Source organism: Halomonas sp. KM-1, from assembly GCF_000246875.1.
Taxonomy (GTDB): domain Bacteria; phylum Pseudomonadota; class Gammaproteobacteria; order Pseudomonadales; family Halomonadaceae; genus Halomonas; species Halomonas aerodenitrificans.
This window is the reverse complement of record NZ_BAEU01000160.1, coordinates 1-25557: the sequence shown is the minus strand read 5'-3', so window position 1 is coordinate 25557 and position 25557 is coordinate 1. Positions and strand designations below refer to the sequence as shown.

Genomic DNA, 25557 nt, shown 5'->3' with positions numbered 1-25557 from the left:
ACTCCATAAAGCAAAGCACCCCATCCGGACTAGCCGAATGGGGTGAGTTGGCTGCTTCGCGGGGGTCAGCGCTGGACGTTTTCCTCGAACAGCTCGGCTTTGGCCTCACGCATGACGTTCTCGCATGCGGCCTGGTGGGCGAGCTGAGTGAGCAGGCTCTGGGTCACTGCGAACCCCTTGCCCAGGCAGGTATCCACGTCTTCGCGGCTTACTGCGGGAGTGACTTCATATTCGATCTTGATCGTTCTACCGTTACCATCCAGCTTGTCTGCCATGTGGCGAATGAGCCAGGCAAGGCGCTCACGCCAGCCCGTTGTTTCCTCTGCTCCTTCATTGACGCTGAACGTGCACTGCCATTCAGGTTTGTAGACTCGCATGAGTACCTCCTGTGCTGGCTTGATTAGGAATGATCGATCGTGATGTTCGCTCCGCTTCTTTGACCAAAACTACGCTACGAGCATAACAAACTTGTACTCGTCTTTCACGAGCTGTGCCGATTCGCTACGCTTGCATGCTATACGAATCGCACCCCGTCTTCATAGCGAATCAGCTGCTCGGCACGCTAAGCAGCTATCGGCGGGACGTGCGAAAACTTGAGTGAGCGCTCGAAGTGGCCGGGTCAAGGTGAGCCGGAAGGATCACGAGAGACAGGAGCGATCCCGTGCTCCTGGTTATCGAGGCCGGTTAATGCGCTGGGCGTCTCAGCGTTGCTGTCGCGCTCCATCGAACAGCTCGGCCTTGGCATCGCGCATGATGTTCTCGCAGGCTGCCTGCTGGGCCAGCTGATTGAGCAGAGAGTGTGTGACTTCGAAGCCCTTGACCAGGCAGGTGTCGATCTCCTCGGCCGTCACCTCAGGTTCGATATGGCATTCGATCGTCACCGTACGGCCCTTGCCGTCGAACCTGTCGGCCCAGCGCCGTAGGCGCCAAGCGAGTCGCTCGCGCCAGCTCGAGGCCGCGCCAGGGGCTTCGTTCACGGTGAAGTTGCAGTGCCACTCCGGCTTGTAGATTTTCATGAGAACCTCCCGTTCCGGCTGGGAACATCCCGCTGTTTCTCCCTGTTTCCGTCCGTGACGGTCGGGACGCCCGTACCTTCAGCATAGAAGCTATGTGCGATTGGGACAGGTAAGCGAGTGTGTAAGCCGGAAAGGCCTCGTGTCATTCCAGGCTGAGATGCGCATTGGACCAATTGCCTCTCTCTGTCCATGGTTAGGGTATCGGCCAATTTCACACTTCATGGATGGAAACGTGAACAAGTTAGCTCGGCGTGTCGTCATCACGACGGGGGCTGTGCTGCTGGTGCTGGTGGGGGCAGTCCTATATCTCGAATCCGCCTGGTTTCGTGGCTGGCTGGAGAGTCAGGCCAGTGAACAGCTGGGGCGCGATGTGGAAATCGGTGGCCATGGCATCGACTGGGGGCTACCGCTGACCCTGCGGCTCGATGACGTGCGCGTTGCCAATGCGCCTTGGGCCGAGGGGCCAATGGCAAGCCTCGATGAGCTGTCGGTAACCCTCGACGTGGGTGCCCTGCTGGGCGGTGAAATCGTACTGGAGCGAGTCGCCGTGGTGCGGCCCGAGGTACGGCTGTTACGTCGCGAAGACGGCACCACCAACATCGACGACCTGATGGAAGAGGAGCCGACCGAGGAGCAGGAGATCGCGCTCTGGCCCGAGGCGTTCAGCATCGACCAGGGCCGCTTGGTCTATCGCGATCAGGGCCAGCGGATCGCTCTCGATGTTGCGTTCGATACGCCCGGTGAGAGCTTCGAGGAATTGAGCGTGGACGTTCGCGGTGAAGGCCATGTTCAGGGTGAGATGGCCATTTTCCAGGGCTTGCTGCATCTCGAGCTGGAAGAGCGCCGCGGCAGCCTCGAAGCCTTCCAGGGCCGCCTCGGCGACAGCCGTCTGCGCGGTGCCCTAGCGCTGGATCTGGGACGTGACGTGCCGCGTCTGATGGCCGATCTGGAAGCCGACACGCTCGATCTGAACCGCTGGACCGAGGCATTGACGGATGGCGCAGCGCCCCTCGAGCGTGAAACGGCAGAGCAGGACCCTCCGCTTGCCCAGCGACTGGAGATACTGCACACCTTCGAGGCCGAGGCCGACTTGACCATCGGCCGACTGCAGATCGGCGAACGGGCTTTTCATGATGTCGCTTTCGAGGCTGCGCTGCGGGATGGTCGGCTCGCCATCGAGCGGATGCAGGCGAGAGAGCCGCTGGATGATGGCAACGAACGACGGCTGGCACTGCAAGGCCGGGTGCAGGCGCAAGACGATGCCCAGGCCGCGCTGCTGGAGCGAGGGCGTCTCTATTACCGGGACACGGCTCAGCAGATCGATCTGGAAGCGATCTTCGAGGCGCCCGACGAGCCCGGCGAGGGGCAGCGCCTCAGGATGCGTGGCGAAGGCCGGCTGCAGGAGGACCCTCTGGACTTCGAGGGTCTGCTGTATCTCGACGTAGAGGCGTTGCGCGGCGGGGTCGAAGGCCTGGAAGCGAACATCGCCGAGAGTCGTTTGGAGGGGAGCTTGGCATTCGACCTGGGGCGCGAGACGCCATGGCTGATGGTCGATCTGGAAGGCGATGCGCTCGATCTGGATCGCTGGGGTCTGTTCGAGCAGCCTCCTCCAGAGGAGGCGCCTCGAGAGGCAGCGCCGCCAGCAGAGGGAGAGTGGGATCAAGGCCTCGCTCGCGCGCTGGCGGGGCTGGACGAATTCGACGCCGAACTCGATTTGGCTCTCGGGCAGCTTCACTACGCCGGCCAGACCCTGCACGATCTGGCCGCCGAGGCGGCGTTGGAAGACGGGCGGCTTACCATTACCCGGCTGCAGGCACTGCAGCAGCTAGGCGACGAACAGCCGCGCTCGCTCAACGTGCAGGGTTGGCTCGAGGTCGAGGAGCAGCGTCTGGTCGCGGATCTAAAGGCTCAGTTGGAGCAAATCGATCTGACCGCGGCGCTTGCGCCGTTCGGTATCGGCGAGGTGGGCATGCTCGAGGGTGATCTCAACACCCGAATTGTCGATGGCGGGCTGCTGCTTGAGAACACCGCGCTGGATTACCATGCTCCGCAGTGGGGGCTGGTGCTCTCATTCCGCGCCGATACCCGCACGGAAGGGGTCGAGGGGCATCGGGTGCATCTGGTCGGCGAAGGCAGCTACGAAGAGGAGCCGTTCGCCTTCGACCTGCTGATCGGGCCGCTGCTGGATCTCACCGACCCCGGTACGCCCTATCCCGTCTCCGGTGAGCTGGCCAGCGGCGACACCCGGCTGTGGATCGATGGCAGTGCGGTACAGCCCTTCGCACTGGAGTCGATAGAGGGTAGGGCCCGGCTGGAAGGGCCAAGCCCGGCAGAGCTCACCGACCTCACGGGGATCAACCTGCCGGAGCTGCCGCCTTATCGGGTGTCCGGCTACGTGCGTTATCAGGACGATCTGCTCAATATCGATGGGCTCGAGGGCGGCTTCGGCGACAGCGACGTGAGCGGTGACGTACGCTTGCGCTTCGGTGAGCGCCCTCAACTGTGGGCCACGCTGGTTTCCCAGCGGCTGGAGGCGGACGATCTGCTGCCGATGCTGGGTATCTCGCCGGAAACGGGGCCGGGGGAAACCGCCTCACCCGAGCAGGAACAGTGGGCGGCACAAGAAGAGCGCGCCGAGATGGTGTTTCCCGACCGCGAGTGGGATCTCGAAGCGCTGCGCAACACCGATATCGTGCTCGCCTACGAAGCGGTCGACGTTCAGGCGGAGCACATACCGTTCGAGCAACTGGCGCTATCCCTGGAGCTGGAGCAGGGCGTGATGACTGTGGAGCCGCTGCAAGTCGGCCTCGGTGGCGGTCAGGTCAGAGCATCCTGGGTGATGGATGCGCGCCAGGCCGCCATCGAGGGGAATCTGCAGCTGGCGATGGATGGGGTCAACCTCAGTGTCCTGCTGGACGAGGCGGGCTTGCCCGAGGTGGCCCGCGACACCCTGGGCGTGATCGGCGGACGCGGCGATTTCCGCTATCGTGGACGCTCCATGCACGAGGCCATGGCCGGGCTCGACGGCGAACTCGAGCTGGCCATGGCCCAGGGCTGGCTCGACATCATTGCCGCCGAGCTGCTGCCGCTCAACGTGGCCAACGCGCTGGTGGCGGCGCTAACGGGTGAAGATCAGGTGCAGCTCGAATGCACCTACGTGCGCTTCGTCGCCGAGCACGGCCTGGCCGACCTGGACGAATTCTTCATGGCCACCGAGATCGCTCACTTCGAGGGGGCGGGCGCCATCAACCTGGAGACGGAGCGCATGGATCTGGCCTTTCAGGGGCACAACATCGACCCGACTCTGTTCACCGGAAACTCACCGGTAGAGCTGCAGGGGTCGTTGCGCGACCCCGAAGTGAACGTGATCACCCAGGAGCTGATTGCCCGTGGTGCGCTCTCACTGCTGGGCGCCATCGTCGCGCCGCCCCTGGCGATCCTGCCATGGGTCGACCCCGGCGGTGGCGAGCAGGTCGGAATGGGCTGTGAACGGGCGCTGGCGGAGTTCCAGGAGTGAAGCCGTTGGCTCACTGCGCCTCGTGCCAGGCCTCGTGACCGCAGCTGAGGCAGTGGAAGAGCGCTTCGAAGCCGCTGCGAGTATCCGCCGAGTGGCGCAGCGTGCCTTTCTGGTAGGTAAAGGAGCGCAGCGAGCAGACCGGGCAGCGGATCTCCTCGTACCGCAGGCGGCGGGGCAGGTCATCCGGTGCCTGTTCCGCTGACGGAGCGCCCGCATCGCGCAAGCCGTCGAGCTCCGCGTACAGGGTTTGCGCCAGGCGCTGAGCCTCTTCCGCCTGCGCGGGAGCGGCCAGCTCGGCCAAGCGTTCGATGCCTCTCTTCAAGGCGGTCAGGCGTGGTGCGATGTCGGCCATTGGGCTCTCCTGCGTCGTAACCCAGTTCTTTTATCAGCATAACCCGGACTTGCGGATATGACAGGTCGTGCCGACGAACTCGCCCGTGCAGCCATTTGTTAGCCACCTGGTCCGTACTCCAGACACCGCTCCCCCATCTCCGGCCCCTGCAACAGCGCTCTGTTGAGATCACGTAGCGCACTGCGCAATCCCTCCTCCAGCACCGGATGGTAATACGGCATTTCGAGCATGCGCTCTACCCCCATCTTCTGCTCCAGCGCCCAGGCAAGCAGATGGGCGAGATGTTCCACGCGTGGGCCGAACAGCTCGGCGCCGAGGAACTGCCCCGAGCCGTGCTCGGCGTACAGGCGCATCATGCCGCGGTTCTGGCGCATCACCACGGCTCGCCCCTGGTCCTCGAAGGAGGCGCCGCCCTCGGCGATGCCGTCACAGCCGAAGCGCTGCCGTGCCTCGTCGCGACTCAGGCCCACCGTGGCCATCTGGGGATCGGTGAAGGCGATCGACAGTGCAGTGCTGCGCCGGCCTGCGCGACGCTCGGGATAACGTCCGGCATTGTGGCCGGCAATGCGCCCCTGCTGATTGGCCTCGTGCAGCAGCGGTAGTTCCTGGCTGGCGTCGCCGGCAATGAACACATGGCTGGCCTCGCCGTCGGCGCGCTGGCACTGCATGGTGAAGCGGTTGTAGAGGGGAACGCCTTCGCCGTTCAACGCCAGACCGGCGTTTTCCAGCGCCAGGTTGTCGAGGTTGGGGCGTCGCCCGGTGGCTGCCAGCAGATAGTCGAAGCGTTCGGTCAGGTATCGGTCGTTGCCGCGCTCGCGAAAGGTAACTACCACCTGCTCACCGTCGCGCTCGATGGTGTCGACGTCGGCCGCCGGGTCGAGATAGAACTCCTCATTGAAGATTCGCTCGGCGTAGTCGCGGATTGCCGGATCCTGGAACGGTCCGAGTGAGCCGCTCTTGCCGAATAAGCGCAGGCGCACGCCCAGGCGGCTCAGCGCCTGACCCAGCTCCAGGCCGACGATGCCGGCGCCGAACACGGCGAGCGACTCAGGCAGCGTTTGCCATTCGAATACTGCATCGCTATCGATCAGGCGGTCGCCGGCTGGTTCGAAGACGCCAGGGGCATGGGGGCGCGAGCCGGTCGCGATGACGATGGTGCGTGCCCGCACGCGCAGGTCATTGCCCACACGCAGCGTGTTGGCATCCTCGAAGCGGGCGTTCCCCACGAGCAGGTTGGCGGGTTCGATCCGACGCATGGAGTCGAGCACGCTGTCGACGAAGGCGTCGCGCTCGTCTCTGACTCGTGCCATGACGGCCCGGTCGTCGATGTCGACGCTGCCGACCCGGATGCCGAAGCCAGCGGCATTCCCAGCTTGATGCGCGCTCTCCGCCGCCGCGATGAGCAGCTTCGAAGGCATGCAGCCCACTCGGGCACAGGTGGTGCCGGGCTCACCGCCTTCGATCAGCACCACCTCGTCGTGATACTGCCGGGCCGCTTGCCACGCGCTCAGGCCAGCGGTGCCGGCCCCGATGATGGCGATCTCGACGTTGCGTTCCTGCATGACCTTTCTCTCTGGCAGTGGCTTTCTAAAGAGCCTAGTCGCTGCGTGCCGGTACGGGTCAATGCAGGCGCTTCTCTACTCAGGACTTGCGGTTGTGGCTGGGCTTGTTCTTCTGGCTGGTAGAAGCCATTTTCTCGAGTTCCGCCTCGTCCATGGACTCGTACATCTGTTTCGATGCGCCTTCGAGTTCACTCACTTTCTTCTCTCCGCGCTTGGCGGCAAGTGCTGCACCGGCAGCCATCTGCTGCGCCTGTGATTTGGCTGGCATGGGCTTGCTCCTTTTCGCCGACCGTAACGTCAATCCAAGCGGTCCGATCCAATGGCACGCTTATCACAGAATTTAGTCGGTGTTTGAGAATCCTTCCGTTTCAACCTGTTACATGTTTCTGCCGTCAGTATTCGAATACGGCGTTCGCTAATCTCGCCACTTGTCCGGTAAATCGTGTCAGCAACTAGGATTGAAGCGTTAATAACTAAAATACGGATACTTGAAGTTGCAAAACTCCTTTGACTGGTCGTGGCGGGCATGATATCTGAACCCTCAAGAAGAATAAGATAGCGACCTGGCGTGAGTGAAGTCGGTAGGTAAGGGACCACCATTGGAAACGTGGCGGGTAACCCCGTCGTATGCTGCAAGGAAGGAGTTGCATGCGCCAGCTCGTTTTTCATGGCCGGTCCCAGGGGGCGGCCAGTCAGGTTTGTCACGACGACGTCACCGGCCTGGTCACTCGCCGCTGCGCCGAGCGCCAACTCGCCGCGGCGCTGGTTCAGGCCGCCGAGCGGGAAGCCTGCGTAGCCGTATTGCATGTCGATGTCGATCACCTGAAGGAGATCAACCACTCGCTGGGGCGTCCCGTGGGCGATGCCTGCCTGCGACTCATGGCGCAGCGCATCGTCGAGACCGTCGACAGCCGCGGCAGCGTGAGCCGGATGGACAGCGATGAGCTGATGATCGAGCTGCCGGGGATCGCGAGTCTGGATGACGTGATACCGCTGGTGGAGAGGCTGCTGGAACATATCCGTCGGCCGCTCGAGGTTTCCGGCCAGGTGCTTTTCTCGAGCTGTTGCATCGGCCTTGCCCTCTATCCCGACCACGGCGTTACCGTCACCGAGCTGATGCGCCACGCCAACCTGGCCAGGCGCAAGGCGCAGACCCGGGGCGCTTCGCAGTACTGTGTCTTCTCGCCGAGTCTGCTCGAAGACGACACTGACCGTGTACAACTGCGCTGTGACCTTCGCCATGCCCTGGAGCGGGGAGAAATGGCGTTGGTCTACCGACCCTTGATCTGTGCGCGTAGCGGCCAGGTCGTGGCGATCTCGGCCCAGCCGCGATGGAATTCACCGCGTTTCGGCGTGTTGGAGCTGTCCAAATGGACACCGGCAGCCCGCGACAATGGCCAACTGACCGACATCTGTCATTGGGTGCTGAAGCACGCCTGCCTGCATGCCCGCTCCTGGTACGAAGCCGGCTCTGGCCTCCGGGTATTGGTTGGCGTGCCGGCCGAAGGCATGACGGACGAAGGGCTGATCGAGCGTGTCGAACAGGCTTTGGCCGAGAGCTGCCTGCCCCCAGGGCTGCTCGAGATCGAGCTGACCGAGGGCGGTTTGATGCGCGACCCCCACCACGCCAGCAGGGTGCTCGGAAAGCTTCAGACCATGGGCGTCCGCCTTGCCATCGACGGCTTCGGCAGCGGTCATTCCATTCTCGGTCATCTCGGCCTGTTTCCCCTCGATACGCTCAAACTAGATTCACTGTTCATCAACGACTGCCTCGACAATCCGCGCCATCAGGCGATCATTCGCTCGGTCATCGGTATGGCCCACGAGCTGGGGATCCGCGTGGCGGCGAGCGGGGTCAGCTCGCGCCAGCAGGTGGATTTCCTGCGTGAGCAGGGCTGCGACCTGCTGCAGGGAAGTCTGTGGTCACGCATGGAGTACAGCGACCCGATGGCGTAAGCGTCCTGGGCTAGCCGGGCAGCGGCGAGGCAAAGGCGAGTTGCGGTAAAGCCGCTTTCGACCGACGATGACATCTCGTTTCCCGAGCCAGCCTTGAAAGGAGCCGCCATGCCTATCGTCACCATTCAGCAATTTCCCCGCGACCTGACCCAGAAACGCGAACTGGCCGAGCGCATCACCCAGGCGTTCGTCGAGGTCTATGGCGTTGCGGAGGAGAGCGTTCAGGTCTTCTACAACGAAGTGGATGGCGAGAACTGGGCCAAGGCGGGCAAGATGGGCTGCGATCGTCAACAGGGACAAGGCTGAGGCCAAGGAGGCATACATGCGACTTCAGCACGCTACCTGGCAGGAGGTCGAGGCCTACCTGGCACGCGAAACCGGCATCATCGTGCCGATCGGCTCCACCGAACAGCATGGCCCCAACGGTCTGGTGGGGACCGACGCCATCTGCCCGGAAACTGTCGCCTGGGAGGTCGGCGAACGTCACGGCGTACTGGTGGCACCGACCCAGAATCTGGGCATGGCCCAGCATCATCTGGCCTTTCCCGGCACCATCAGCCTGCGTCCCAGCACGCTGATCGCCGTGCTGCGCGACACCGTGCTGTCCTTGTCGCGCCATGGCTTCACCCATGTCTTCTTCCTCAATGGCCACGGCGGCAACATTGCCACCATGAGTGCGGCCTTTGCCGAGGTTTATGCCGAGCGGAGCCTGCATCAGGCACCTGGCAGCGAGCTGCATCTCACCACCAACAACTGGTTCATCGGACCGCGCGTGCGGGAACTGGCCGAGGCGCTCTACGGCGATGCGGAGGGCACCCATGCCACTGCTTCGGAGGTTGCGCTCTCCTGGTTCGCCCGGCCCGAGGCCGTGAAGCAGGTCGAGATGTCGCCACGTATCGCCCCTCGCGGCAGCGCCCAGTGCGACGCTGACGAATTCCGCCGCCGCTTTCCCGACGGCCGCATGGGCTCGGACCCGAGCCTGGCCAGCGTCGAACACGGCAAGCGTTTCTTCGAAGCCAGCGTGGACGATGTGTGGGAGGCCTACCAGACGTTCAGCGGCCGGGAGTGAGGGTCGATATGCTGCGCGTGGCCTCTACCCTGGTTGGCATCTATGGCCTCGTGGTGCTGTTGGCCTGGTTCTTTCAGGAGCGCCTGCTCTACCTGCCACACGTGGGGCGCGAGCATGTCGCCACGCCGGCCGAGCGCGGGCTGGGGTGGGAGCAGGTCGAGCTGCAGACCGCCGATGGCCTGCTGCTGGATGCCTGGTGGATACCCGTCGAAGATGCTCGCGGCAAGCTGCTGTTCTTCCACGGCAACGCCGGTAACATCTCGCATCGTCTCGACTCGATCCAGCAGTTCCACCGCCTGGGTCTGTCGGTGCTGATTCTCGACTATCGCGGCTACGGCCGTAGCGAAGGACGCCCATCCGAAGAGGGCACGGCGCAGGATGCCAGGGCCGGCTGGCGCTGGCTGACCGAGCAGCAGGGGGCAACTGCCGACGAGATCGTGCTGTTCGGCCGCTCGCTGGGAGCGGCGGTGGCGGCCGAACTGGCGGCCTCGCTGGCGCCACAGGAGCAGCCGGCAGCGGTGATCCTCGAATCGCCGTTTCGCTCGGTGCCGGCACTGGGCCAACAGCTCTATCCCTTCCTGCCGGTGCGCTGGCTGGCAACGCTGGATTATCCCACCGAGCGTTATGTCACCCGTATCGAGTCGCCGCTGCTGGTCATCCACAGCCGCGACGACGAAATCATCCCCTTCTCCGAAGGTGAAGCGGTATACCGGGCGGCCAATGAGCCCAAGGAGCTGCTCACCATTCGCGGCGGCCACAACACCGGTTTTATCGACAGTGAGCCGGATTATTCCACAGGTATCGACGCTTTTCTCGAGCGTTATGCCGGGCTTCCTCACTGACTCGTCATTCTGGCGTAAAGTGAATTAAAACAGCAGGATAGACGATCCTGTGTGGCTGTGGTGACATTAAGGCAGCGTCATGAAAAGTAACGCTTCATGTCGGCCGATTGCCGCTGGGTAAGTGGTATTTCGCTGCGCCTGGCGGAGCGAATTGACAGGCTTTCCACGGGTACTATTTTTCGAGTGTCAGCCAAGCAATGAGTCTGCACCGGATTGTTGACTCAAAGCCCGATTCGCGGGCTGGTCATATCTGACAAAACAGGGAGGTGGCGAATGAGCGATACCCATAGCCGTGCGAGTTCGGACGGCCGCGCAAGCTCGGAGGCAAGCGTGGGCAACGGAAGCGGTCAGCCGGGCATTGACCGTGAGGAAATTCGTCAGCAGGCAGCGGAAGTAGGCGATGAGCTGCGCGACGCCGCCCAGCAGCAGGCGGAGAGTCTGCTCGATCGCCAGAAGGCCGCGGCAGTCGATCAGGCGGAGAGATTCACGACCGTACTGCACAAGATGGCCGACGAGTTCGAGCGCCAGGAGCAACCCTATTTCTCGGGCTGTGTCAGCGAGCTGGCCAAGCGCTCCGACGCCTTTACCCGCAACCTGCGCGAGCGCGACCTGACGACCCTGCTGGAGCAGACCCGCGATTACGGCCGTCAACACCCCGCCCTGTTTCTGGGCGGTGCGGTCGCAGCCGGCTTCATGCTTTCCCGCTTTCTGCGTAGCTCCAGCCAGGACGACATGCGCAACCACTAGCCCTCGGGACAGCCCTCACTTCAGCCGAGTGAACAAGGGAGGCGACACCTCATGGATGTGGAAAACCCCATTGGTGCAAAAAACAGGGTACGGACGGAGGAATCCTCGATCGGCGTTCTCTTCTCCAGCCTGGCGCGGGAAGTGACTGCGCTCGTGCGCAAGGAATCCGAGCTGGCCAAGGTGGAGATGAGCGAGAAGACCCATCAGGCCATGGGTGCCATCGCATCCATCGCCATTGCCGGGGCGGTACTGCTATGCGGCTTTCTGGTCCTGCTGGCCGCCGCGGTGTTCGGGCTCAATACCGTGCTCCCCCCTGAAACCACCCCGTGGCTCTCTGCGCTCATCGTGGGCGGGGTCGTGGTGGTGATCGGACTCATCATGCTGCAGGCGGGGCGCAAGAAGCTCCAGCGCGAAAGCCTGATGCCGACCCGCACGCTGGCCAGTCTGCGGCGCGACAAGGCGCTGGCGCAGCAGCATGAAGAGACGGTGAAGGAGGAGCTGAAATGAGCCAGGAGGGTCGGCGCCGTGCCGACGAGATAGAGAGCGAGATCCACCAGGCGCGGGCGCGTCTGGATGAGACCCTTCATCAACTCGAAGCGAGACTTTCTCCCGAGCAGCTTATGAACATGACCTACGATTATCTCCGTCGTGGCGGAGCCGAGCGGATCATCACGAGCCTGGGGCACCGCCTCAAGGAGACCCCTCTGCCGGTGATGGTGACCGGTATCGGCCTTGGCTGGCTGGTGCTGGCCCAGCGCAAGTCCCACGCGCATCACCACGAGGCGTTGCCGCGGCAGGGCGGCTATCCGGGTGCCACCTTGCCCAGTGCCTCGATGGCGTCAGACGACGGCCGCGAAACCGTTAGCGGGGCCGGCACCACCACCTTGGGGCACGATCCGGCGGCGCTAGGAGCTACGCCTCAGCATGGCACCGAGGCCCATGACAACGGCATCGGCATGACACGCAAGGCACAGCATATGGCCGAGAGCATGCGTGAGCGGGCCGAGCACGCTGGCGGCCGGGTCAAGGAGCGTATGCATCATATGAACGACCAGATGCGTGAACGTGCCGCTCATCTCGACGAGCAGCGCCACGCGGCCATGGACGCTGCCTCGTACCGTGCGCGCGAGGCCGGCAGCCAGACCATCCACTTCGTGCAGGAGCATCCGCTGGTGGCGGGAGCGCTGGGCGTTGCCGTCGGGGCGGTGCTGGGTAGCCTGTTCGCACCGACACGGGCCGAGAACCGCCACCTGGGCGAGATGCGCGACCGGGCGGTGCAGCGTGCCGAAGAGGCCGGTCAGGAGCAGGCCGAGCGGGCCCAGGAGAAGCTGCACGAAGGCGTGGACCGGGTGAAGGAGGAGCTCCGCGAACACGCGCAGGATGCGTCCCAGAGCCGGGAAAGCCACTCCTCGAACGCAGCCAGCTACTCCTCTAACGCAGCCAGCTATGTAGAGAACCCTTCCAGCGAAGAGCGTTTCGCCAAGGCGGGCTCGACGGCGAAAGGCAGCTCGGCCAGCCGTCAGGGCGAAGCGCAGAAGGGCGGAAGTACCCCGCCCGCCAAGGAGAGCTGAAGCTCCACCCTTTTACGCAGCAGAGCAGTCAGGCAGACAGTGCCTTGCCGCGCTACACCCCAGGGGTGGCGCGGCTTTTTTCATGCCTAGGCGTCGATCTCGGCGTTGTGGAACACGTTCTGTACGTCGTCCAGGTCGTTGAGCGCGTCGAGCAGCTTCTCGAACATGGCCACGTCGTCGCCTGCGATGGCGGTGGTGGTCTGCGGCACGAACTGGATCTCGTCGGTCTCGAACTCCAGCTCACCGAAGGCATCGATCAGCGCCTGCTTGGCCTTGGCGTACTCGGTATGCGGGGCGAAGACGGTGATGTGGCCTTCCTCGTTCTCGATGTCGGTGACGTCGACATCGGCTTCCATCAGGGCCTCCAGCGCCGCTTCCTCGTCGTCGCCGGCGTAGGCGAGGATGGCGCAGTGATCGAACATGTGGCTGACGCTGCCCGGCGTGCCGAGCTTGCTCTTGGCCTTGTTGAAGCAGGCGCGCACGTCGCCGAAGGTGCGGTTGGGATTGTCGGTCAGACAATCGACGATGACCATGCAGTTGCCCGGGCCGAAGCCCTCGTAGCGCGCCGGCGAGTAATCTTCGCCGCCCACGCCGCTGGCCTTGTCCAGCGCCTTCTCGATCACGTGGCTGGGTACCTGGTCCTTCTTGGCGCGTTCCATCAGGCCGCGCAGCGTCAGGTTACCGTTGGGGTCGGTGCCGCCCTGCTTGGCGCAGACGTAGATCTCGCGTCCGTACTTGCTGTACACCTTGGTCTTGGCGGCGGCCGTCTTGGCCATGGATTCCTTGCGGTTCTGAAAGGCCCTGCCCATAGCGTTATCCTGTCGAATCGGGTACGAGGCTGGATTTTACGAAACCGGCCCGGCAGGGAACAGCCCTATTTGGTCTTCGTGGCTCGGGTGTGATGCGGATCATGTCTACACTGTCGGCATTGCACCCTTGGAGGAGGCGTCTCCATGGACCACCTTCAGTACCGTCATGCCCTGGCCGCACAGCGCGAGGCCAGCGAACTGGCCTTTGCCGACAGCGAGTTCGAGGCCCGGCAGACCCGCGTGCGCAACGCCATGGACGAGGCCGGTCTGGATGCGCTGCTGCTGACGGACCCGGCCGACATCTACTACCTGACCGGCTACAACACCTTCGAGGTATCGGTGCACGCTTGCCTGGTCTGCTCACCCGAGCGGCTGACGCTGCAGGTGCCTTCCATCGAGACCGGGCCGGCGGTGGTCACCGCGCGGGTAGACGAACTGCTGGGCTACCGCTGGGAGGGAATCGGCGAGGTAATCGAGCCGCTGGCCGACACCTTGGCGCCGTTTCGCGCCATCGGCCTGGACCTGTACGGGGCAGGGCTGCGACACGGCGTGCTGCGCGAACTCCAGGCGCGGCTGGGCGCCGAGCGTTTTCGCGACGACGGCGGCGAGCTGCTCGACCGCATTCGTATCGTCAAGAGCGAAGCGGAGCTCGGCTGCCTGCGCGAAAGCGCCCGTATCACCTCGCTGGGGCTGAAGGCGGCTGCCCGGGTTGCCGCCATCGGCATGCTGGATGGCGACGTGGCCGCCGAGGGCGCACGCGCCATGCTGGCCGCTGGCAGCGAGTTCATGAGCATGCAGCCCATTGTCACCGTCGGGCCTCGCAGCAGTGTGATTCACCTGAACCACCAGCGCCATCGCATCGCCCCCGGCGAGCCGGTCTTCATGGAGTTCGGCGCCGCCTACCGGCGCTATACCGCACCGATGATGAAGACACTCGTCGCGGGCACGCCCAGTCAGGAGATGCTGATGACGGCGGAACTCTGTCGTGACCTGTTCGAGGCGCTCAGGGTGAAGATGCGCCCCGGCAATACGTTCGACGATGCCGCGCGGGCCGCCGCGGCGGTGCTTGCGCCTCACACCGAACGGGTCTTCTTCTCGGGGGTCTTCGGTTACGCCGTGGGGGCGCAGTTTCCACCCAGCTGGGTGGAGGGGAGCGGTTATATCGCGTGCGGCCAGCAGCGCGAGTTCGAGGCCGACATGGTCTTCCATCTGCCGCTGTGCCTGCGCATACCCGGCCAGTGGGGCATCGGTCTCAGCGACACCGTACGCGTTACGCCGCAGGGGGCCGAGCCCCTGACCGATAACGACTGGCAGCTCGAGAGCGGTGTGCTCTGAACGGGAGAGGCGCCGTACGAGCGCTATACTCAAGGAGGCACACGGCGCGCCAGTCGTTTGGTGTTTCGCCGATGAATGCCTCAACCGAGTGAAGGAGGACGCCATGACTCAGACCGTAACGGCGACCTATCAGGACCTGATGAAGGCAGCGAATGCCTACGACGAGCTGGTTTCGGAGGGCTTCCCGCGGGAGAAGCTCTATTTCGACAAGGAGGCCAGCCAGATCAAGGTGATCGTGCCGGACGACTCCAAGCCTGAAGCGGAAAAGATTCTCAGCCGCCATCAGCCGGACGACCTCTGGGCACGTCCCTACGAAGCCCATTGAGCGCTGAGCTGGATGCGCCGGGCCGGCCAGGCGACTCTCGGCGAGATGATTCTCAGCGGTGGGCTTGGTCCTTGGCCTGGTCATCCAGCTCGCTGGCCCGGCGATACGCGGGGCGGCTGCTGACCCGCGCCCAGTAGTCGGCAAAGGCAGGGCAGGGGCCCAGGCCACCGTATTTCAGCCCCCAGCCGATATGCGCGCCGAGATAGACATCCGCGGCGGTGAACTGGGGGCCGGCAATGTACTCGTGTTCGCTGACGGCGATCTCCAGCGTATCCAGCACGGCTTCGATACTGCCGTAGCCGACCCGGCCCTGCTGATCGACGTTGGGCTCCATGCCCAGGTCGCGATCCGTCATGGCGGCCTCTAGCGGCCCGGCGGCAAAGAACAGCCAGCGGTAGTAGGGGCCGCGCTCGGTCAGCGGCGGCGCCAGGCCCGCTTCCGGGAAAGCATCGGCCAGGTAGGCGCAGATGGCGGCGCACTCGGTCACGACCGTTTCGCCGTGACGTATGGCCGGGACCTTGCCCATGGGATTGATGGCCAGAAAGGCGGGCGACTTCATGGCGGAGCCGAACTCGATCACTTCCGTACGATAAGGCGCACCGATCTCCTCCAGCATCCAGCGGGCAATGCGCCCCCGCGAGACGGGGTTGGTATAGAGGATAAGGGAATCCGACATGGCAGTGTTCTCCTTGGGCTCTCCCCAAGATAGCAGTTAGCCGAGTTAATGTAAGCGGACGGTTAAACGCAAGCTCAGACGGGGTCGAGCAGGCGCGGCCCGGCACCCTCCTCGGCCAGCTCGTCCTCGGGATTGCGCAGCGGACACTCCACCATCGACAGGCAGCCGCAGCCAATGCAGTGGTCGAGCTGGTCGCGCAGTTGGGTGAGCCGCACGATCCTGTCGTCGAGCGCCTGGCGCCAGCTCGCCGATAGCTTTTGCCAGTCGGCGGCGGTCGGCGCGCGGGATTCCGGCAGTGCCTCGAAGGCAGCGCGAATCTCGCCCAGGGTGATGCCGGTGCGCTGAGCGACCTTGATGATTGCCACGCGGCGCAATACGTCGCGCGAGAAGCGTCGCTGGTTGCCTGCGTTGCGTCGGCTTCTGATCAACCCCTTGGCTTCGTAGAAATGAATGGCGGAAACGGCCAGCCCGCTGCGCTGGGCGACCTCTCCGACGCTGAGTTCGCGATGCAGCAGCGCGGGACCCTTGCGTTTGCCCGAGGTCTTTCGGGGTGTGCTCGAAACATCGCAGGGGGTGGAGTCGCTCATCGTCGCAGTGCCTCGTCAGTTATTTCTTTTAAATAATTTATCAGCTTCATTGATATAAACGATCAGGAAGTTTGATTGTGCATTCTTCCGCGATGCTCGTATGGTTTTCGCTTCCTTTTTTCGTCGTGTCGACCATCAAGACTTCACGAAACTCTTGACCTCAATCTAAGTTTAGGTTTTAGCCTGCTTCCTGTCATTCGATCGAACCCTGCTTGATACAAATTTTTCTTAAGTATTCTTGACGATGGAGTTGTCATGTTCCGTTACTTCGAGAGATTGGTGAACCCCTACCCTTCAGGGCAGGCCGGTACTCCACCCAAGGGACTATTCAAGTTCATCCTGCACTTCTCGCGTCCAGTGCTGCCGCTGCTGCTGGCCATGTCGCTGGTCACCGCCATGGTCTCGGCGGCCGAGGTGGTGTTCTTCGGCTACATGGGCGAACTGGTGGACTGGCTGGCCAATGCCGAACGCGAAGGCTTCTTCGCCGAGTACGGCTGGCGCCTGGCGGGCATGGCGGCGCTGGTGGTGGTGGGCCTGCCGCTGCTGGTTCTGCTGCAGTCGCTGCTCTCGCACCAGGGCATCTTCGGCAACTACCCGATGCTTGGGCGCTGGCTGGCGCACCGTCACATGCTGAGCCAGAGCCTGGCCTTCTATCAGGACGAATTCGCCGGTCGCGTATCGCAGAAGGTGATGCAGACGGCGCTGGCGATTCGCGAGACGGTCACCAAACTGCTGGGCCTGATGGTCTACGTGATGGTCTACTTCATCGGTGCCATGTGGCTGATGGGCGGTGCCGAACCCTGGCTGATGCTGCCGCTGGTGGCGTGGCTGGTGGGCTACGGCACGATCATGTGGGTCTTCGTGCCGCGGCTGCGCCGGGTCTCCATGGAGCAGGCTGACGCCCGCGCACGCATGACCGGACGTATCGTCGACAGCTACAGCAACATCCAGACCATCAAGCTGTTCGCCGATACCCAGCGCGAGCAGGCCTACGCCCGCGACGCCATGGAGAAGTTTATGGTCACGGTGCATCGGCAGATGCGCCTGGCCACGCTGCTCTCCGTGTCCCTGACGGTACTCAACTCCCTGCTGCTGGCCAGCGTGGCTGCCATTGCCATCGGTGCCTGGTATTTCCAGGCCATGTCACTCGGCGCCATTGCCGTGGCCATCGCCCTGGTCATGCGCATTCGCTTCATGTCCGACTGGATCATGTGGGAGGTGGCGGGGCTGTTCGAGAACATCGGTACGGTGCAGGACGGTATCAATACCATCGCCCGTGAGCCTACGGTGAAGGATCTGCCCGGCGCGGCGGTGCTCAGCGTGCCCCGCGGCGAGATCCGCTTCGAAGCGCTGCGCTTCGGCTACGACCGGCCCGACGGCGCGCAGGCCCGCGTTTTCGACGGCATGAGCCTGACCGTGGCGCCGGGCGAGAAGGTCGGGCTGATCGGCCGCTCCGGCGCCGGCAAGTCGACCCTGGCCAACCTGCTGCTGCGCTTCTACGACCTGGAAAGTGGACGCATCCTGATCGATGGGCAGGACATCGCCGAGGTCAGCCAGGAGTCGCTGCGGCGCAAGATCGGCATGGTGACCCAGGACACCTCGCTGCTGCACCGCTCGGTGCGCGATAACATCCGCTACGGCAGTCCCGAGGCCACCGACGAGCAGGTGCTAGAAGCCGTACGCCGGGCCCATGCAGAGTTCATCTTCGAGCTGGTCGACCACAAGGGGCGGCGCGGCCTGGATGCCCACGTCGGCGAGCGCGGCGTCAAGCTTTCCGGCGGCCAGCGTCAGCGCATCGCCATCGCCCGGGTGCTGCTCAAGAATGCGCCGATCCTAGTGCTCGACGAGGCCACTTCAGCGCTCGATTCCGAAGTCGAAGCGGCCATTCAGGAGCAACTCGACACCCTGATGGTGGGCAAGACGGTCATCGCCATCGCGCACCGGCTGTCGACCATCGCCATGCTCGATCGACTCATCGTCATCGACGAGGGACGCATCGTCGAGAGCGGTACCCATCGGGAGCTGCTGGCGCTCGATGGCCTCTACGCCTCGCTGTGGCGGCGCCAGTCCGGCGGTTTCCTGGGGCTGGACACCGAAGAGAGCGAGCGGCAGGAAAGCCCGTTGAACGCGGAGTCGTGAGCCGGGCACAACCATAGGCAATGAAGGAGGGGTGAACATGCAAGGCGTGGAACGAGAAGCCATCAACCCGCGGGGCGTGCCCAATACCCTGCAGTACGGCTTCAGCCAGGCGGTGATGGTCAAGGGTGGCTACCGTGTGCATCTCTCGGGGCAGGTGGGGGTCGACGCCCACGAGTGCCTGGTCGGCCCCGATCTGGAGGGGCAGACCTTTGCCGCACTGGACAACATTGAGGCGATTCTCGGCACGTTGGGCGGTGACCTGTCCCACGTGGTGATGCTGCGCATCTATATCGCCGAGCCCGCTCGCTACGACCAGGAAGGAGTGGTACAGGCACTGCGCTCGCGCTTTCCCAAGTCGCCACCGGCCTCTTCCTGGGTGATCGTCAGCGGTCTTTCCGAACCGGAATGGCTGATCGAGATAGAGGCCGAGGCGGTGCTGCCGGAACTGCCCTGAAGCGATACCGGAAGCTGCCTGAGCCAGACGCTATGCCAGCGCCTGCTCCTCTTTCGCCGGTGCGGTGTGGGCAGGCGGCTGCCAGGCATCCCCGGCTGGCTCCATGGTGATGCGCATGCGTTCGACCACGAAGTCGACGAAGGTGCGCACCTTGGGCGAGACCAGGCTGCCGCCGGGGAAGACGGCGTTGAGCTCGACCTCGGGGCCCTCCCAGCCTTCGAGAATACGCCGCGGGCGGCGCGACTCGGGGCTCATGCAGGTGACGAACTCGTTGGCCAGCATGATGCCCTGGCCGTCCTCGAGCATGCCGCGCAGGGCGAAGGGGTCGTTGGCGATGGCGATGGGGTCGACCTCCACCTCCACGGCTTGCTGGCTCTCGCTGTGGTGCAGCTGCCAGACGTAGCGTTGGCCGCGCTGCTCCATGGCCTTGGCCAGCACGGGGTGGGCGGCCAGCTCCGCCGGCTCGCGGGGTTCGCCATGTCGCGCGAGGTAGGCCTCGCTGGCATAGACGTAGGAGTGAAAGCGGGCCAGGCGGCGCGCCACCAGGCTGGAGTCGGGCAGAGAACCGACCCGTAGCGCGACATCGATCTGGTTGGCGACCAGATCCAGGCGCTCATTGGAGAGCACCAGCTCGATGCGCACCTGGGGATAGAGCTGCCGGAAGTCCCGCACCAGGATCGAGGTGAACTCGGTGCACATGGTGAAGGGCGCGGTGACCCTGAGCCAGCCGCGGGGGCTCTCTTCGAGATGGTGCACCGCTTTTTCCGCCTCGCCCAGGTCGCGGGCGATGCGGTTGCAGTAATCGAAGTAGATGGCACCCGCCTCGGTCAGGCTCAGATTGCGGGTGGTGCGGTGCAGCAGCCGAGCGCCGAGGCGCCGCTCCAGGTCCTGCACCTTGCGGCTCACCGTGGTCTTGCCAAGACGAAGCTGTTTGGCGGCGGAGCTGAAGCTGCCCTGTTCCACGACCTTGGCAAAGATCAGGGCGTCGTTGAGGTCTTGCAGCATGGTCGTATTCCTGTGCCGTGCGCAGTGCCTGAAGAACCCCGTTTCAGGGTAAGCACCGTGTCAGGGGAAATACTGCAGAAGGGCAAGAACGGTTGCACGGAGACTGTCCCGCCAAAGGGACAGTATTTCCCTGCTGGCCCGACTAATCAAGTGCCCGGTAACACTATAAGGTGGCGGTTTGCGAAGTTTGCCGTCGATTAATCACGCCACCGAACGACATTAATAAGTCAGAAAAGACAGAGGCAAAGAACTAGCGGCAAAGAATAGAGGCCAGGCTGAGTAAATGGCGTGGCGAACTTCGCGTTGGTCAATGGGAGAGGGAGTATCAATGAACGTCCACAAGATGTTCGAGAGTCGAGGGGGCCGGCGCCTGCTCATGGCTACCGCCATGCTTGCCGGTATTGTCGTGCTGACAGGATGCGAGAGCCAGGCCGATACCCAGGCCGGCGCCGAACAAGGGCCGCCACCGCCGCAGGTCAGCGTGGCTCAGGTACTGATCGAAGACGTGGAGTTGTGGGACGCCTTCACCGGCCGTATCGAGGCGGTGGAGACGGTGGACCTGCGACCGCGCGTGTCCGGCTACATTGAGAGCGTCAACTATACCGAGGGTGAGAAGGTCGAGAAGGGCGACGTGCTGTTCGTCATCGACCCGCGTCCCTACCGAGCTGAGCTGGAGCGGGCCGAGGCCGAGCTGCAGCGAGCCCGAGCCCGTGCCGAACTGGCGCGCAGCGAAGCCGCCCGGGCCGAGGCGCTGTCACAGAGCCGCTCGATCTCCCGTGAGGAACTGGACCAGCGGCGTTCAGCGGCGGCCACCGCCGAGGCCGACATTCTCGCCGCCCAGGCCATTGCCCAGACGGCCCGACTCAACATGGAGTTCACCGAAGTGCGTGCGCCCATTTCCGGGCGTGCCGGCAGGGCGCTGGTCACCTCGGGCAATTTGGTTTCCGAAGCCACGCCGCTGACCAGCATCGTCGCCCTGGATCGGGTCCACGTGCACTTCCACAGCGACGAGCGGGCCTACCTGCACTACGACGCCCTGGCGCGCAACGGCGGGCAGTTCAGCCTGCGCGACGGCGGCGTTCCGGTGCGTGTGGGTCTGGCCAGCGACGAGGACTACCCCTACCGCGGCGAGGTCGACTTCATCGACAACCGTCTCGATGCCGACACCGGCACCATCCTGACCCGTGCCGTGCTCGACAACGGCGAGGGGCGCTTTGCTCCCGGCATGTATGCCCGCGTTCAGCTACTGGCGGGCAGCGCTGAGGGAACTCTGCTGATCGACGACAAGGCAGTGCTCACCGACCAGGACCGCAAGTACGTCTATGTGGTCGACGAGGGCCGCGCCATGCGTCGCGATGTGCAGCTCGGGCGCATAGTCGACGGCTTGCGGGTGGTGACGGCGGGTCTCGAGCCCAGCGACCAAGTGGTGGTGAACGGTGCCCAGCGTATCTTCTTCCCGGGCATGCCGGTGGCGGCGGAGAGTGTCGACATGCGCGGCTCGGGCGCGGCTTCCGGCGAGTATGCTGCCGTGCGCTGAGCCGACCACTGCCCAGCACGACTCCAGATAACCATAACCCCTGACTTGTACGGGGCGGACCACGCGTCCGTCCCGTAAGGGAGTCTTGTCATGAATTTTGCCAAGTTCTTCGTCGACCGGCCTATCTTCGCCGCGGTGCTGTCGATTCTGATCTTCATCGCCGGGGCGATCACCATCCCGCTGCTGCCGGTCAGCGAATACCCCGACGTAGTGCCGCCCACCGTACAGGTGCGTGCCGTCTATCCCGGCGCCAACCCCAGCGAGATCGCCGACACGGTGGCCACGCCGCTGGAGGAGGCCATCACCGGGGTCGAGAACCTGATGTACATGAAGTCGGTGGCCGGCTCCGACGGGGTACTGGCGCTGACGCTGACCTTCCGTCCCGGGACCGACCCGGACGAGGCCCAGGTGCAGGTGCAGAACCGGGTCAGCCAGGCCCTGGCGCGGCTGCCCGAGGCGGTGCGCCGCCAGGGCGTGACCACCGACAAGCAGTCGCCCGATCTGACTATGGTGCCGCAGCTGATCTCGCCGGACGGCCGCTACGACAGCACCTATCTGCGCAACTACGCAGCGCTGCACGTGCGCGACGAGCTGGCGCGGCTCGAGGGGGTGGGGCAGGCGATGCTGTTCGGTGCCGGCGACTACGCCATGCGCGTGTGGATCGACCCCGACCGCGCCGCCGCGCGCGGGCTCACCGCCGGCGACATCATCGCCGCGATCCGCGAGCAGAACGTGCAGGTCTCGGCCGGTCAGCTCGGCGCGCCGCCGACGCCGCAGTCGTCCGACTTCCTGGTTTCGATCAACGCCCAGGGGCGTCTGACCACCGAGGAGGAGTTCGGCAACATCGTGGTCAGGGCCGGCAGCGGTGGCCAGATCACCTACCTCTCCGACGTCGCCCGCGTCGAACTCGGCGCCGCCGAGTATTCGCTGCGGGCACTGCTCGACAACCAGCAGGCGGTGGCCATCGGTATCTTCCAGGCGCCCGGCTCCAATGCCATCGCGCTCTCCGATGCGGTGCGCGACAAGATGGAGGAGCTGTCCCAGCACTTCCCCGAAGGCGTGGAGTACACCATCGTCTACGACCCCACGGTATTCGTGCGCGACTCGATAAAATCGGTAATCAAGACCCTGCTCGAAGCGGTGCTGCTGGTGGTGCTGGTGGTCACGCTGTTCCTGCAGACCTGGCGCGCTTCGGTGATCCCCCTGCTGGCGGTGCCGGTGTCGATCGTCGGTACCTTCGCCGTGCTCTATCTGCTCGGCTTCTCGATCAATACCCTGACTCTGTTCGGCCTGGTGCTGGCCATCGGCATCGTGGTCGACGACGCCATCGTGGTGGTGGAGAACGTCGAGCGCAACATTGAGGAGGGGCTCGCCCCGCTGGCGGCGGCGCATCAGGCCATGCGCGAGGTAAGCGGGCCGATCATCGCCATCTCGGTGGTGCTGTGCGCGGTATTCATCCCGATGGCTTTCCTCGAGGGCGTCACCGGGCAGTTCTATCGCCAGTTCGCGGTGACCATCGCCATCTCCACGGTGATCTCGGCGATCAATTCGCTGACCCTGTCGCCGGCGCTGGCGGCGCTGCTGCTCAAGCCCCACGACGCGCCCAAGGACCGCCTGTCGCGGCTGATCGATTTCCTGTTCGGCTGGCTGTTCCGCCCCTTCAACCGCTTCTTCAACACCAGCTCCAAGGGCTACCAGGGCGGCGTGGCGCGCAGCCTGCGTCGACGCGGCGCGGTATTCGCCGTCTACGCGCTGCTGCTGGCGGGTACCGGGGTGATGTTCCAGACGGTGCCGGGCGGCTTCATTCCGACCCAGGACAAGATGTACTTGATCGGCGGGGCCAGGCTGCCCGAGGGCGCTTCCCTCGACCGCACCGAGGCGGTGATCCGGCGTATGACCGAGATCGCTCTGGAGACGGAGGGGGTCGAGGCAGCGGTGGCTTTCCCCGGGCTCAATCCGCTGCAGTTCACCAATACACCCAACTCCGGCACGGTGTTCTTCGGTCTCAAGCCTTTCGAGTCGCGCAAGCGCAGCGCCGAGGAGATCACTGCCGAGCTCAACGGCAAGTTCGCGGCGCTGCAGGAGGCCTTCACCTTTGCCTTCATGCCGCCGGCGATCCTCGGGCTCGGCTCCGGCTCGGGTTTCTCGTTGTTCATTCAGGATCGCGCCAATCTGGGCTACGGTGAGCTGCAGCAGGCGGTGGACGGCTTCAGCGGTGCGCTGATGCAGGCGCCGGGCATGGGCTATCCGATCACTTCCTACCAGTCCAACGTGCCGCAGCTCGACCTGCACGTCGACCGGGTCAAGGCCAAGACCCAGGGCGTGGCGCTGACCGACCTGTTCGAGACCCTGCAGGTTTACCTCGGCTCGGTCTACGTCAACGACTTCAACCGCTTCGGACGTACCTGGCAGGTGATGGCCCAGGCCGACGGCGACTTCCGCATGGACGTGGCCAACATCGAGCGCCTGCGCACCCGCAACGAGCATGGCGAGATGGTGCCCATCGGTAGCATGATCCGCGTCGACCGCACCTTCGGCCCCGACCCGGTGATCCGCTACAACGGCTACCCGGCGGCAGACCTGATGGGCGAGGCCGACCCACGGGTGCTGTCGTCGAGCCAGGCCATCCAGGTGGTGGAGCAACTGGCCGCGGGAGTGCTGCCGGCCGGCATGTCGTTCGAGTGGACCGACCTGAGCTATCAGCAGGTCAACCAGGGCGGGGCGGCGCTGGTGGTGTTCCCGCTGGCCATCCTGCTGGTGTTCCTGGCGCTGGCCGCGCTCTACGAGAGCTGGACGCTGCCGCTAGCGGTGATCCTGATCGTGCCGATGTGCATGCTCTCGGCGCTGATCGGCGTGAAGCTCACCGGTGGCGACAACAACATCTTCGTCCAGGTGGGGCTGGTGGTGTTGATCGGCCTGGCGTGCAAGAACGCCATCCTGATCGTCGAGTTCGCCCGCGAGCTGGAAATGCAGGGCCGCGGCATCGTCGAGGCAGCGCTGGAGGCGTGCCGCCTGCGCCTGCGTCCGATCATCATGACCTCGATCACCTTCACCGCGGCGGTGGTGCCGCTGATGCTGGCCGGCGGTGCCGGCGCCGAGGTGCGCCAGGCGCTGGGTACGGCGGTGTTCGCCGGCATGCTCGGCGTGACCCTGTTCGGCCTGTTCCTGACCCCGGTGTTCTACGTCGCCCTGCGCAAGCTGGTCTCGCGCGGGCAGGCCGAACCCCGTGACGCGCAGCCTGTGGAGGGCGCCTACCATGCCTGATCTGGCCAACCCCATGAGAGTCATGCGTAACCTGATGCCGTTGCCGCTCGCCCTGGTGCTGGCCGCCTGTGCGGTGGGGCCCGACTACCGCGCGCCGGCGCTGGTCGAGCCCGCCGCCCTTGTGCGCGCCGAGGCCGAGCTGGTGACGTCCGAGGCGGTCGAGCGCGACTTCTGGCACGGCTTCGACGACCCGCTGCTGAGCGAGCTGGTCGAGGAGGCCTTCGACGCCAACCACGACCTGCGCATCGCCCTGGCCCGCCATGACCGCAGCCTGGCGCTGCTGCGCCAGTCGCGCCGCGACCTGGCACCCAGCGTCACCGCCCAGGGCGGCGCTGCGCACCAGCGTGCCAGCGCCGATCAGATGCCCCAGGCGACGCGCTCCCAGCGCGACTTCGAAAGCTACGACGCCAGTGTCGCCGCGCTGTGGGAGCTCGACTTCTTCGGCCGCGTGCGGCGCGCCGTGGAGGCCCAGCAGGCCGAAGCAGAGGCCTCGGGCGCCGATGTGCGCGCCATGCAGGTGGTGGTGGTCGGCGAGCTGGTCGATCAGTACATGCGCCTGCGCGGATTGCAGGAGCAGCTGCGCGTGGCCGAGGCCAACGCCGACTACCAGCGGGAATCGCTGGCCTTGGTCGACGCGCGGCTGGAGGCGGGGCGCGGCACCGAGTTCGACAGTGTGCGCGCTCGGGCGCAGCTCGAAAGCACGCTGTCGCGGATTCCGGCCATTGAAGGCGAGATCGCCGCCATCACTCATCGCTTGGCGGTGCTGACCGGGCGCGAGCCCGGCGCGCTGATCG

At 64.6% G+C, this 25557-nt stretch carries 24 protein-coding genes; 15 read left to right on the top strand and 9 right to left on the bottom strand.

Annotated features, from left to right (window positions below):
• Window positions 1-65: 65 nt before the first annotated feature.
• Complete coding sequence (locus tag B8115_RS21480; RefSeq protein WP_010629927.1) at window positions 66-377, bottom strand: hypothetical protein; 312 nt, start codon at window positions 375-377, stop codon at window positions 66-68.
• 324 nt (window positions 378-701) lie between these two features.
• The gene (locus B8115_RS21475) at window positions 702-1016 is read right to left on the bottom strand and encodes a hypothetical protein (protein ID WP_010629926.1); all 315 of its coding nucleotides are present in this window, start codon (window positions 1014-1016) and stop codon (window positions 702-704) included.
• A 232-nt stretch (window positions 1017-1248) separates the two neighbouring features.
• Here B8115_RS21475 and B8115_RS21470 point away from each other — a divergent pair, with 232 nt between their 5' ends.
• On the top strand, window positions 1249-4533 hold the full coding sequence (locus B8115_RS21470) for an AsmA family protein (protein ID WP_158409668.1): 3285 nt from the start codon (window positions 1249-1251) through the stop codon (window positions 4531-4533).
• 10 nt (window positions 4534-4543) lie between these two features.
• Here the strand turns inward: B8115_RS21470 and B8115_RS21465 are convergent, their stop codons facing one another.
• From B8115_RS21465 to B8115_RS21455, 3 genes are all read right to left on the bottom strand, one after another.
• Entirely contained in the window at window positions 4544-4885 is a 342-nt protein-coding gene (locus tag B8115_RS21465; RefSeq protein WP_010629924.1) for a hypothetical protein, read from the bottom strand.
• Between the two features lie 98 nt (window positions 4886-4983).
• A complete protein-coding gene (locus B8115_RS21460) occupies window positions 4984-6447 on the bottom strand; it encodes a dihydrolipoyl dehydrogenase (RefSeq protein ID WP_010629923.1) in 1464 nt (487 codons plus the stop codon).
• A gap of 79 nt (window positions 6448-6526) precedes the next feature.
• Window positions 6527-6715: a DUF3008 family protein gene (locus tag B8115_RS21455; RefSeq protein ID WP_010629922.1), complete on the bottom strand. Its 189-nt coding sequence runs from the start codon at window positions 6713-6715 to the stop codon at window positions 6527-6529.
• Window positions 6716-7095: 380 nt separating this feature from the next.
• Here B8115_RS21455 and B8115_RS21450 point away from each other — a divergent pair, with 380 nt between their 5' ends.
• From B8115_RS21450 to B8115_RS21420, 7 genes are all read left to right on the top strand, one after another.
• Window positions 7096-8403 (top strand): bifunctional diguanylate cyclase/phosphodiesterase, encoded by a 1308-nt coding sequence (locus B8115_RS21450; RefSeq protein ID WP_010629921.1) that lies wholly within the window; start codon window positions 7096-7098, stop codon window positions 8401-8403.
• Between the two features lie 108 nt (window positions 8404-8511).
• Entirely contained in the window at window positions 8512-8709 is a 198-nt protein-coding gene (locus tag B8115_RS21445) for a 4-oxalocrotonate tautomerase family protein (RefSeq protein ID WP_010629920.1), read from the top strand.
• 16 nt (window positions 8710-8725) lie between these two features.
• Window positions 8726-9472 carry a creatininase family protein gene (locus B8115_RS21440; RefSeq protein ID WP_010629919.1) on the top strand — a complete coding sequence of 249 codons (747 nt, stop codon included), beginning with the start codon at window positions 8726-8728 and terminating at the stop codon, window positions 9470-9472.
• Between the two features lie 8 nt (window positions 9473-9480).
• On the top strand, window positions 9481-10314 hold the full coding sequence (locus tag B8115_RS21435; protein WP_010629918.1) for an alpha/beta hydrolase: 834 nt from the start codon (window positions 9481-9483) through the stop codon (window positions 10312-10314).
• 273 nt (window positions 10315-10587) lie between these two features.
• Entirely contained in the window at window positions 10588-11061 is a 474-nt protein-coding gene (locus B8115_RS21430; protein WP_010629917.1) for a hypothetical protein, read from the top strand.
• Between the two features lie 51 nt (window positions 11062-11112).
• Window positions 11113-11568, top strand: coding sequence for a phage holin family protein (locus tag B8115_RS21425; RefSeq protein ID WP_010629916.1), 456 nt, complete (start codon window positions 11113-11115; stop codon window positions 11566-11568).
• Window positions 11565-12632 carry a DUF3618 domain-containing protein gene (locus B8115_RS21420; RefSeq protein WP_010629915.1) on the top strand — a complete coding sequence of 356 codons (1068 nt, stop codon included), beginning with the start codon at window positions 11565-11567 and terminating at the stop codon, window positions 12630-12632. The genes B8115_RS21425 and B8115_RS21420 overlap by 4 nt, the downstream gene beginning before the upstream one ends.
• A gap of 86 nt (window positions 12633-12718) precedes the next feature.
• Here B8115_RS21420 and B8115_RS21415 read toward each other — a convergent pair whose 3' ends face one another.
• On the bottom strand, window positions 12719-13441 hold the full coding sequence (locus tag B8115_RS21415; RefSeq protein ID WP_010629914.1) for a YebC/PmpR family DNA-binding transcriptional regulator: 723 nt from the start codon (window positions 13439-13441) through the stop codon (window positions 12719-12721).
• 144 nt (window positions 13442-13585) lie between these two features.
• Between B8115_RS21415 and B8115_RS21410 the strand changes: the two genes are divergently transcribed.
• The gene (locus B8115_RS21410; RefSeq protein ID WP_010629913.1) at window positions 13586-14776 is read left to right on the top strand and encodes a Xaa-Pro peptidase family protein; all 1191 of its coding nucleotides are present in this window, start codon (window positions 13586-13588) and stop codon (window positions 14774-14776) included.
• A 103-nt stretch (window positions 14777-14879) separates the two neighbouring features.
• Window positions 14880-15101, top strand: coding sequence for a hypothetical protein (locus tag B8115_RS21405; protein ID WP_010629912.1), 222 nt, complete (start codon window positions 14880-14882; stop codon window positions 15099-15101).
• Window positions 15102-15153: 52 nt separating this feature from the next.
• On the opposite strand, the gene B8115_RS21400 is transcribed toward B8115_RS21405, so the two are convergent.
• Together B8115_RS21400 and soxR are read right to left on the bottom strand one after the other, a co-directional pair.
• On the bottom strand, window positions 15154-15777 hold the full coding sequence (locus B8115_RS21400) for a glutathione S-transferase family protein (RefSeq protein WP_010629911.1): 624 nt from the start codon (window positions 15775-15777) through the stop codon (window positions 15154-15156).
• A 74-nt stretch (window positions 15778-15851) separates the two neighbouring features.
• Window positions 15852-16364: a redox-sensitive transcriptional activator SoxR gene (soxR, locus tag B8115_RS21395; protein WP_010629910.1), complete on the bottom strand. Its 513-nt coding sequence runs from the start codon at window positions 16362-16364 to the stop codon at window positions 15852-15854.
• Between the two features lie 255 nt (window positions 16365-16619).
• Between soxR and B8115_RS21390 the strand changes: the two genes are divergently transcribed.
• Entirely contained in the window at window positions 16620-18503 is a 1884-nt protein-coding gene (locus tag B8115_RS21390) for an ABC transporter ATP-binding protein (protein WP_010629909.1), read from the top strand.
• Between the two features lie 37 nt (window positions 18504-18540).
• Entirely contained in the window at window positions 18541-18957 is a 417-nt protein-coding gene (locus B8115_RS21385; protein WP_010629908.1) for a RidA family protein, read from the top strand.
• A gap of 30 nt (window positions 18958-18987) precedes the next feature.
• On the opposite strand, the gene B8115_RS21380 is transcribed toward B8115_RS21385, so the two are convergent.
• Window positions 18988-19962: a LysR family transcriptional regulator gene (locus B8115_RS21380; protein ID WP_010629907.1), complete on the bottom strand. Its 975-nt coding sequence runs from the start codon at window positions 19960-19962 to the stop codon at window positions 18988-18990.
• Between the two features lie 328 nt (window positions 19963-20290).
• Between B8115_RS21380 and B8115_RS21375 the strand changes: the two genes are divergently transcribed.
• The 3 genes from B8115_RS21375 to B8115_RS21365 all read left to right on the top strand — a co-directional run.
• On the top strand, window positions 20291-21499 hold the full coding sequence (locus B8115_RS21375) for an efflux RND transporter periplasmic adaptor subunit (protein ID WP_010629906.1): 1209 nt from the start codon (window positions 20291-20293) through the stop codon (window positions 21497-21499).
• 90 nt (window positions 21500-21589) lie between these two features.
• A complete protein-coding gene (locus B8115_RS21370) occupies window positions 21590-24763 on the top strand; it encodes an efflux RND transporter permease subunit (RefSeq protein ID WP_010629905.1) in 3174 nt (1057 codons plus the stop codon).
• Window positions 24756-25557, top strand: an 802-nt coding sequence (locus B8115_RS21365; protein WP_010629904.1) for a TolC family protein, incomplete at its 3' end; no start/stop codon positions are given. The genes B8115_RS21370 and B8115_RS21365, both read left to right, overlap by 8 nt.

Excerpts from the sequence above, each read along its gene's own strand:
- B8115_RS21480 (WP_010629927.1), bottom strand. The coding sequence starts at position 377 with ATGCGAGTCTACAAACCTGAATGGCAGTGCACGTTCAGCGTCAATGAA.
- B8115_RS21475 (WP_010629926.1), bottom strand. The coding sequence starts at position 1,016 with ATGAAAATCTACAAGCCGGAGTGGCACTGCAACTTCACCGTGAACGAA.
- B8115_RS21465 (WP_010629924.1), bottom strand. The coding sequence starts at position 4,885 with ATGGCCGACATCGCACCACGCCTGACCGCCTTGAAGAGAGGCATCGAA.
- B8115_RS21460 (WP_010629923.1), bottom strand. The coding sequence starts at position 6,447 with ATGCAGGAACGCAACGTCGAGATCGCCATCATCGGGGCCGGCACCGCT.
- B8115_RS21455 (WP_010629922.1), bottom strand. The coding sequence starts at position 6,715 with ATGCCAGCCAAATCACAGGCGCAGCAGATGGCTGCCGGTGCAGCACTT.
- B8115_RS21450 (WP_010629921.1), top strand. The coding sequence starts at position 7,096 with ATGCGCCAGCTCGTTTTTCATGGCCGGTCCCAGGGGGCGGCCAGTCAG.
- B8115_RS21445 (WP_010629920.1), top strand. The coding sequence starts at position 8,512 with ATGCCTATCGTCACCATTCAGCAATTTCCCCGCGACCTGACCCAGAAA.
- B8115_RS21440 (WP_010629919.1), top strand. The coding sequence starts at position 8,726 with ATGCGACTTCAGCACGCTACCTGGCAGGAGGTCGAGGCCTACCTGGCA.
- B8115_RS21435 (WP_010629918.1), top strand. The coding sequence starts at position 9,481 with ATGCTGCGCGTGGCCTCTACCCTGGTTGGCATCTATGGCCTCGTGGTG.
- B8115_RS21430 (WP_010629917.1), top strand. The coding sequence starts at position 10,588 with ATGAGCGATACCCATAGCCGTGCGAGTTCGGACGGCCGCGCAAGCTCG.
- B8115_RS21425 (WP_010629916.1), top strand. The coding sequence starts at position 11,113 with ATGGATGTGGAAAACCCCATTGGTGCAAAAAACAGGGTACGGACGGAG.
- B8115_RS21420 (WP_010629915.1), top strand. The coding sequence starts at position 11,565 with ATGAGCCAGGAGGGTCGGCGCCGTGCCGACGAGATAGAGAGCGAGATC.
- B8115_RS21415 (WP_010629914.1), bottom strand. The coding sequence starts at position 13,441 with ATGGGCAGGGCCTTTCAGAACCGCAAGGAATCCATGGCCAAGACGGCC.
- B8115_RS21410 (WP_010629913.1), top strand. The coding sequence starts at position 13,586 with ATGGACCACCTTCAGTACCGTCATGCCCTGGCCGCACAGCGCGAGGCC.
- B8115_RS21405 (WP_010629912.1), top strand. The coding sequence starts at position 14,880 with ATGACTCAGACCGTAACGGCGACCTATCAGGACCTGATGAAGGCAGCG.
- B8115_RS21400 (WP_010629911.1), bottom strand. The coding sequence starts at position 15,777 with ATGTCGGATTCCCTTATCCTCTATACCAACCCCGTCTCGCGGGGGCGC.
- soxR (WP_010629910.1), bottom strand. The coding sequence starts at position 16,364 with ATGAGCGACTCCACCCCCTGCGATGTTTCGAGCACACCCCGAAAGACC.
- B8115_RS21390 (WP_010629909.1), top strand. The coding sequence starts at position 16,620 with ATGTTCCGTTACTTCGAGAGATTGGTGAACCCCTACCCTTCAGGGCAG.
- B8115_RS21385 (WP_010629908.1), top strand. The coding sequence starts at position 18,541 with ATGCAAGGCGTGGAACGAGAAGCCATCAACCCGCGGGGCGTGCCCAAT.
- B8115_RS21380 (WP_010629907.1), bottom strand. The coding sequence starts at position 19,962 with ATGCTGCAAGACCTCAACGACGCCCTGATCTTTGCCAAGGTCGTGGAA.
- B8115_RS21375 (WP_010629906.1), top strand. The coding sequence starts at position 20,291 with ATGAACGTCCACAAGATGTTCGAGAGTCGAGGGGGCCGGCGCCTGCTC.
- B8115_RS21370 (WP_010629905.1), top strand. The coding sequence starts at position 21,590 with ATGAATTTTGCCAAGTTCTTCGTCGACCGGCCTATCTTCGCCGCGGTG.